Origin of the sequence: Polaromonas sp. (genome assembly GCF_012927415.1) — a bacterium.
Taxonomy (GTDB): domain Bacteria; phylum Pseudomonadota; class Gammaproteobacteria; order Burkholderiales; family Burkholderiaceae_C; genus Polaromonas.
Genome location: NZ_JABBPF010000069.1, coordinates 21,413 through 27,834, shown reverse-complemented (window position 1 = coordinate 27,834; position 6,422 = coordinate 21,413). Strand labels below are relative to the sequence as shown.

7 protein-coding genes are annotated in these 6,422 nt (G+C 60.9%); 5 read left to right on the top strand and 2 right to left on the bottom strand.

Annotated elements, in window-relative coordinates; all coding sequences use genetic code 11:
- Positions 1-160: 160 nt before the first annotated feature.
- The 5 genes from guaD to HHJ19_RS07145 all read left to right on the top strand — a co-directional run bounded on the left by guaD (position 161) and on the right by HHJ19_RS07145 (position 4,865).
- Positions 161-1,471: a guanine deaminase gene (gene guaD, locus HHJ19_RS07165; protein ID WP_296905375.1), complete on the top strand. Its 1,311-nt coding sequence runs from the start codon at positions 161-163 to the stop codon at positions 1,469-1,471.
- Positions 1,472-1,649: 178 nt separating this feature from the next.
- Complete coding sequence (gene dcd, locus HHJ19_RS07160) at positions 1,650-2,222, top strand: dCTP deaminase (protein ID WP_296905373.1); 573 nt, start codon at positions 1,650-1,652, stop codon at positions 2,220-2,222.
- A 177-nt stretch (positions 2,223-2,399) separates the two neighbouring features.
- Entirely contained in the window at positions 2,400-3,119 is a 720-nt protein-coding gene (locus HHJ19_RS07155) for a phosphatase PAP2 family protein (RefSeq protein ID WP_296905371.1), read from the top strand.
- A gap of 1 nt (position 3,120) precedes the next feature.
- Complete coding sequence (locus HHJ19_RS07150; protein ID WP_296905369.1) at positions 3,121-4,044, top strand: diacylglycerol kinase family protein; 924 nt, start codon at positions 3,121-3,123, stop codon at positions 4,042-4,044.
- A gap of 2 nt (positions 4,045-4,046) precedes the next feature.
- Positions 4,047-4,865, top strand: coding sequence for a metallophosphoesterase (locus HHJ19_RS07145; protein ID WP_296905367.1), 819 nt, complete (start codon positions 4,047-4,049; stop codon positions 4,863-4,865).
- A 22-nt stretch (positions 4,866-4,887) separates the two neighbouring features.
- Here HHJ19_RS07145 and HHJ19_RS07140 read toward each other — a convergent pair whose 3' ends face one another.
- Both HHJ19_RS07140 and HHJ19_RS07135 read right to left on the bottom strand, forming a co-directional pair.
- The gene (locus tag HHJ19_RS07140; protein ID WP_296905378.1) at positions 4,888-5,658 is read right to left on the bottom strand and encodes a DUF2189 domain-containing protein; all 771 of its coding nucleotides are present in this window, start codon (positions 5,656-5,658) and stop codon (positions 4,888-4,890) included.
- 281 nt (positions 5,659-5,939) lie between these two features.
- Entirely contained in the window at positions 5,940-6,308 is a 369-nt protein-coding gene (locus HHJ19_RS07135; RefSeq protein WP_296905365.1) for a TraR/DksA family transcriptional regulator, read from the bottom strand.
- Between the last annotated feature and the right edge of the window lie 114 nt (positions 6,309-6,422).

Sequence of the window (6,422 nt, the reverse complement as noted above, 5' to 3'; positions counted from 1 at the left end):
TCGAAAACCTCTGCCAGTTCATTTTCCGCAAGTTGCAGCCTGCGCTGCCGGCGCTCAGCGCGGTGCGGGTCTGGCGCGCTTCCATTGGCGATGGCTGCCGCGTGAGCCGGTAATTGCAGCGCCCGGCGCGGGGCCTGACCCGTGCGTTACGCTTGCTGCCATGAAAGCTTACCGCGCCTCTATTTTGTACTTTGCCAGCTCCGCCAAGGGTGCGCAGGCTATTTTTGAATCCGACGGCCTGCTGGTGGTCGGCCCGGATGCCCGGAGCCGGGAGGTGGTGCAGGCGGTGGGCGCCCACGCCGCGCTGGCACCACGCTTTGCCGGACTGCCAACGGAGCACTGGCCGGGCCGCATCATCGCGCCCGGTTTTCTCGACATGCACGTCCACTACCCGCAGACCGACGTGATCGGATCGCCTGCCGAGGGCTTGCTGCCGTGGCTTGAAAATTACACCTTCCCGCATGAAAAGCGCTTCTCCTCGCTCGAATATGGCGCACAGGCCGCTTCGTTTTTCATAGCGGAATTGCTGCGCAACGGCGTGACCACAGCTCTGAGCTTTGCCACCTCGCATCCCGCATCGGTCAATGCGCTGTTTGCCGAGGCGCAAAAACATGGCCTGCGCCTGATGACCGGAAAATGCCTGATGGACCAGCATTCGCCTGACGGTGTGCGCGATGCCACCGAGCAAAGCCTGCTTGACACCGAAGCGCTGATTCAGCGCTGGCACGGCGTGGACCGGCTCGGCTACGCCATCACGCCGCGCTTTGTACCCAGTTGCAGTGCGGCGCAGTTGCGCGGTGCGGGTGAGCTGGCCGCCCGCTATCCCGATGTCTGGATTCAGTCCCACGTCGCTGAAAACAGGGAAGAAATCGCCTGGGTCAGCCAACTCTATCCCGATGCGCGCAGCTATTTGAGTGTCTACGAGCAGTTTGGCCTTCTGCGCCCGCGCTCCGTCTATGCGCACTGCCTCCATATCGACGACGAAGACCGCGCCCTGATGCGGGCCAGAGGCGCGGCGGCGGCTGTCAGCCCGACCAGCAACCTTTTTCTGGGTAGCGGTTTTTTTGACTATGCCAGCGCCGACCGAGCGGGTTTTCTGCATGGGCTGGCCAGCGACGTCGGCGGCGGCACCTCGTTCAGCCCGTTTCACACCATGCTGGCGGCTTATTACGTCGGGCGGGAGGGGCAGACCAAGACCGGCGTGTCCCTCAGTCCGCAAAACCTCTGGTGGCGGCATACCGCCGGTGCCGCCCGGGCGCTGGGTCTGGAGGGCGTGGTGGGTAACTTGCAGCCGGGTTGCGAAGCCGACTTTGTCGTGCTGAATCCGCAAGCCACGCCACTGCTGGCGCGCAGGGCAGCGCAGGCTGCCAGCCTCGATGAGTTGCTGTTTGCGATGATTGTCCTCGGCGACGACCGGCTGATCGAAAAAACCGTGATTTCGCAGGCGGCTGGCGTCAGGTTGCTGAAATAGCCCGGACTATGGGTCAAATTGCCTTCTGGTCCAATGAATACGGCTGTTAATAGCTATTTAATTAATAGCATAAGATTGCGCTGGCGGGTTGCCAGCTTCGGCTGCGCGGCGGGCCGGATTTTTCGCAGGTTCGCCGCGGCCCTCCCTACAATCACGCTTAAAGCAAGGAACACTCCCCATGAGCATCAAAAGCGACAATTGGATACGCCGGATGGCCGAGACGACCGGCATGATAGAGCCGTTTGAACCGAGGCAGGTACGCGAGCGAGACGGTCACAAGATCATCAGCTACGGAACCTCCAGCTACGGCTACGACATCCGATGCGCGCCCGAGTTCAAGGTTTTCACCAACATCCACAGTACGGTGGTCGACCCAAAAAATTTCGATGAAAAGAGTTTTGTCGACTTTCACGGCGACAGCTGCATCATCCCGCCCAACAGCTTTGCGCTGGCCCGCACCATGGAGTACTTCCGGATTCCGCGCAACGTGCTTACTATCTGCCTGGGCAAAAGCACCTACGCGCGCTGCGGCATCATCGTCAACGTCACGCCCTTCGAGCCCGAATGGGAAGGCTATGTGACGCTGGAGTTTTCCAACACCACGCCGCTTCCGGCCAAGATCTACGCCGGCGAGGGCTGCGCGCAGGTGCTGTTCTTTGAAAGCGACAAGGACGATGTCTGCGAAGTCAGCTACAAGGACCGGGGCGGCAAATACCAGGGGCAGATGGGTGTGACTTTGCCGAGGGCTTAGTACGGCAATCGTCCCGATGTTTCCAGCAAAGCCGTTTTTCGTCACAGGCCGTGCCGGGTTCGCGTGCCTGTCCTGCATGAAAGACGGCGGCGGTCTGACGCGGGTTTTCGTCAGCCGTGCCGCATCATCGTGTGCATGGATATCCGGTGATGATTATTGCGTAATTGGACAAAACAGATGAGCCGGACACGATCAGCATCCCAGTGGGAATTCCTGCGCGCCAGAATTGCGCCCGACGGTTATCTGGGGTTGCACCTGACGATTGGCGCACTGGCGCTGGCAGGCGCGTTATTTCTTTTTGGCCAAATCGCCGAGGGCGTCATGAACGCCGACCGGATCACCATCCTGGATCTGCAGGTCTCACAGTGGTTTCATGCGCGCGCGACGCCGCCGCTCACGCAATTCATGCTCCTGGTGACTCGTCTGCACAGTACGGCAGGAATCCTCGCGCTTTGTTTGCTGCTCGGCTGGCGCTGGGTCCGCACCCGATCATGGGACTGGCTTGTGACGCTGGTCCTGACGGTGCCGGTCGGCATGCTGCTCAACCTGTTTTTGAAAAATCTCTTTCAGCGTGCCAGGCCTTCGTTTCAGGACCCGCTGCTCACGCTGACGTCCTACAGCTTTCCGAGCGGCCACACCGCCGCGGCGACGCTGTTCTATGGCGTTCTGGCCGCTTACCTGGTCTGTCGGGTCAAATCCTGGCCCTGGCGCGCTTTTGTAGTCTGCCTGGCGGTCGCGCTGGTGGCGCTGGTTGGGCTCAGCCGGATCTACCTGGGAGCGCACTACCTGAGCGATGTGCTCGCAGCGGTAGCTGCCAGCAGTGGCTGGCTGGTGTTCAGCCTCACCGCCGTCGGTACCTGGCGCAGGCGGCGAATAATGCAGCGCGCGGGCGACTAAGGTGCCACAGCCGACACAAGTTGCCGTGATCCTGAACGCCTCGGCAGGCGGTGGCTGCAACGCAGAGTTGTCCACCCGCATCGCTGCCGGGTTCAAGGCGCACGGATTGAACGTTGCCGTGACGCTGGCAGCCAGCGCAGACGAGATGATTGAGGCTGCCCAAAGCGCTGTGATCGAGGGCGTGTCAGTCATTGCCGCCGGCGGCGGCGATGGCACGATGAATGCGGTCGGATCTTTGCTGCTGGGAACCGATATTGCGTTGGGCGTTCTGCCACTTGGAACGCTCAATCACCTGGCCAAGGACCTGCATATTCCGCTCGATCTTGACGAAGCCATACGCACCATTGCCGAGGGGCACTCCATCAAAATCGACACCGGCGAAATCAATGGCCGAACTTTCCTCAACAACTCAAGCCTGGGGCTATATCCCGATGCCGTGAGGGACCGGGAACGCCAGCAGAGACGACTGGGCCGGGGCAAGTGGCTCGCGTTTTTCTGGGCTGCCGTCACTGCCTTGCGCCGCTATCCGTTTCTGGATGTCACCATTTCCATGGAAAATCAAACCTATCAGCGCCGCTCACCGCTGATTTTTATTGGCAACAATGAATACCGGATGGAAGGCTTCAACATTGGCCTGCGGGAGCGGCTGGATGGCGGCAGGCTCAGCCTGTATGTGGTTCAGAGGACCGGACGCGTGGGCTTGTTAGTGCTGGCCGTGCGTGCCCTCATGGGCCAGTTGCGGCAGGTCAGGGAGTTCGACATGCTGTTGGCAAAAAAGATACTCATCAAAACCCATCACAAACAGATTCGGGTTGCAACGGATGGCGAAGTCACCCGGATGACCACCCCTCTGCTTTACCGTATCTGTCCGGCCACCCTGAAGGTAATCGTGCCGAGAAACGATACGAGTACGCCTGGAGGTTAGGCATGCGAACCCTGGTCCATATTTCAGACCTTCATTTTGGCCGCATCGATGAAGCGCTCATCGCGCCGCTGACTTCGCTCATTCATAACGTCAGGCCTGACGTGGTGGTGGTTTCCGGCGACCTGACCCAGCGCGCGCGGACCGGGCAATTTATGGCGGCGAGGCGTTTCCTGGACGCCCTGCCGATGCCCCAGATCATCGTGCCGGGCAACCATGACATACCGCTGTACAACCTGTTCGGGCGCTTTGCGCAGCCGCTAAAAAAATACCAGCTTCTCATCACCAATGACCTTGAGCCGTTTTACGTCGACGATGAAATCGCCGTCATCGGGGTCAACACCGCGCGGTCCCTGACACTTAAAAATGGCCGGGTCAACGAGGCGCAGCTAGGGCGCGTGCGAGAGCGCCTGTGCGCGCTGGGCGATCACATTGCAAAAATTGTCGTGACGCACCATCCGTTTGATCTGCCTGCTCGCCTGGGTGGGCATGAGCTGGTGGGCAGGGCGCCGCTTGCCATGAAGCTGTTTGCAAGCTGCCGGATCGACATGTTGCTCGCCGGTCATCTGCATGCCAGCCATGCCGGAAACACCACCGAGCGCTATCGGTTTGGCGATTATTCCGCAATCGCCGTTCAGGCCGGCACCGCGACGTCGACACGCGGAAGAGGCGAATCCAATTCTTTCAATGTCATTCGCGTCGGCGCGGGCCGCATCGTGGTGGAACACATGAGCTGGCAATCGGACCGAGAGGCTTTTGTCTGCGTCACGACGGAGGTCTTCACGCCGGCCCCGGGGGGATGGGCAAGAAGCGGCGGACCGTGAAGCGGCGTGGCAACCCGGCTCCTTACGCGTCTTGCACTGGCTTGTCGAGACCAAGGTCGGCGAGTTCCTGCCAGCGCACGGCACCACGATAGGCGTGCCAGCTCGCGTGGCCGAGCAGCGGACCAATCGGGATCAGGCCCAAGCCCCAGGGCAGCAGCGCCACGGCGACAAGCAGCGTAAGTAAAACGCCCCAGAGCAGCAGCACCCCCGGGTTGGCGAACACCACGCGGATGCTGGTAATGGCAGCCGAAATGGCATCCGTGTCGCGATCCAGGATCATCGGAATTGATACTACGGCGGTGGAGAAAACCAGCGCCGCGAACAGCCCGCCCACCGCAAGGTACACCACCACGAACTCCCAGTTGTCGGGGTTGAAAATCGCCTGGATCACGCCTGTAGTGGATGGCATTGCGGTGTTGAAGAACACGGCAAACACCACCAGCGACGCGCGGCCCCAGAGCAGCTCCAGCACGACCAGCACGAGCACCAGCATGGCCATGCTGCGCAGGTGTGCATCCCAGCACGTCAGCGACGCGCCGAGTTCGGGCTTGAGACCCAACTCGCGGCGGCGGCTCACCTCATACAGGCCCATGGCCAGAAACGGTCCTACCAGCAGGCAGCCCGAGGCGATCGACAGTGTGTATTCGGGTCTGGCGCGAAATACGGCCGCCAGCGTGATGGCCATGAACCAGAAGCAAACGCCATAAAAAAGTCCGATGCCGGGCTGTGCCCGCAGATCGCGCCACCCACCGGCCAGCCAGCGAAAGGGAGCACCCGGCCCGAGTGCCAACATCAACGCTTGGGGCCCGCTCGGCGGTGGCGGCACGTAGGGCGTGGCCATCATGGGAAGCTCGTCAGCCGGGGGTTTTGCAGACCCGGGAACGGTAGTGGGCGGGCTGCCGCATACCTTGGTAGTGGGAGGGGTCATAAAGCTTGGGCTGATAGGGCTGGTCTGGATCAGCCGTCAGCCTAACCACTTCCCTCCGGCTTGAACATCAGGAAAATACCAAGCTGCGCGGGATTGGTGGGGTGCTGGGTGATGCCGCGCGGAAAGTTGTGAAAATAGGGAAAATCTCAGGCAGAACGCTGTTGTTCCACTTTTTCCTGGCAATGGATGCAGCGTGATGCTTCAGGGCTCGCCTGCAGCCTTTGCGCCGCAATCTCGACGCCGCAGTTGGTGCACTCTCCGTAACTGCCTGCCTCAATGCGGGCCAGTGCGGCATCAATCATGGCGAGTTCATCGACTTCGCGCTCGCCAATAGCAAACTCCAGTTCGCGCTCGGAGGCCACCTGCGCGCTCGAATCCTCGCGGCGTTCAAAATGTTCTGCGGCGGCATCTGCCCGACCAATCACACCGCCACGCTGGGCACTCATTTGTGCGAGCAGGGCGTTGCGCATGGCCAGCAACTGCCTGCTGTAGGGGTTCGCTTGTTTTGGGGTCATTTTGTCATCTCCTTGCTGTGTATTGATTCATGATGCGCGCTTATCAAGTCCCGTTCTTGACGAGGGTCAACAGTGTGCAATACCGGGTTGAGCCGTGGGTCCCGCACTGTCTTT